The organism is Bradyrhizobium sp. CSA112 (assembly GCF_029051645.1).
Taxonomy (GTDB): domain Bacteria; phylum Pseudomonadota; class Alphaproteobacteria; order Rhizobiales; family Xanthobacteraceae; genus Bradyrhizobium.
In genome coordinates this window covers 1-1,160 of the sequence record NZ_JAACFS010000108.1, presented here as the reverse complement: position 1 = coordinate 1,160, position 1,160 = coordinate 1, and the positions used below count along the sequence as shown (strand labels likewise).

Below are 1,160 nucleotides of genomic sequence, written 5' to 3'. Positions count from 1 at the left end.
GCGCTGCTGCTTTATGCGTACAGCCAGGGGATCTACTCGTCGCGCAAGATCGCACGGGGCTGCGAGGAGCGGCTGGATTTTGCGGCTGTAACGGGGATGCAGCGTCCGGACTTCCGCACGATCAGCGAGTTCCGCAAGCGGCATTTGGCTGCGCTCTCCGGATTGTTCCGGCAGGTTCTTGCGCTGTGTCGCGCGGCGGGGCTCGTGAAGCTTGGCCACGTGGCGCTCGACGGCCCCAAGATCAAGGCCAATGCCGGGATCAACAAGGCGATGAGCTATGGCCGGATGAAAGAGGCCGAGCCGAGGCTTGCGGCGGAGGTCGAGGGCTGGCTGGCCCAGGCTGCCCAAGCCGACAAGGCTGAGGATCGTCAGCTCGGAGCCTCGAAGCGTGGCGACGAAATGCCCGAGTGGATGGCCAACAAAGAGAAGCGGCTGGAGAAGATCCGGACCGCCAAGGCTGCGCTGGAAGCTGAAGCCAAAGCCAAAGCGGCCTCGAAGCCGGGCGACGACCGCTCCGGCGACGGCGGCAAGGGCCGGCCGGGACGCAAGTCCAAGCCCGTCACGGCAGAGCCGAGCGACAAGGCGCAGCGCAACTTCACCGATCCCGACAGCCGCGTGATGCCGACCAAAAACGGCTTCATCCAGGGCTACAACGCACAAGCCGCCGTCGATGGCGCCCATCAGATCATCGTGGCGCACACGCTGACCAACTCGCCAAGCGATCAGGCGCAGCTTGCGCCATTGCTCGATGCCATCAAAGCCAATCTCGGGAAGAACCCGGATGAAGCGTCGGCCGATGCAGGCTATTGCTCGCAAGCCAATCTTCGCACGCTCATTCGACGCCGAATCGAGGGCTACGTCGCCACCGGACGGCAAAAGCACGGCACCAAGGCGGCCACGACAAAAAGAAAGCTCAAATCCGGCACGCTCGTCGCCAGAATGAGCACAAAGCTCAAGCGCGCAGGCTATCGAAGCCGATATCGATTGCGAAAACAGATCGTCGAGCCCGTCTTCGGTCAGATCAAGCAGGCAAGAGGCTTCCGCCAGTTCCTCCTGCGCAGCATCGACAAGGTCAAAGCCGAATGGGCCATGATCTGCATCGCCCACAACCTCGCAAAACTCGCCGCCGCACGCTGAGGAGAACCTGTCTCCCCAAAAAA

At 62.7% G+C, this 1,160-nt stretch carries 1 protein-coding gene; it reads left to right on the top strand.

Translation table 11 applies throughout. The annotated features are described in order from the left end of the window. Positions 1-1,137: transposase (locus GWE18_RS41875; RefSeq protein ID WP_275191298.1), on the top strand; the 1,137-nt coding region annotated here is incomplete at its 5' end. Positions 1,138-1,160: the final 23 nt, after the last annotated feature.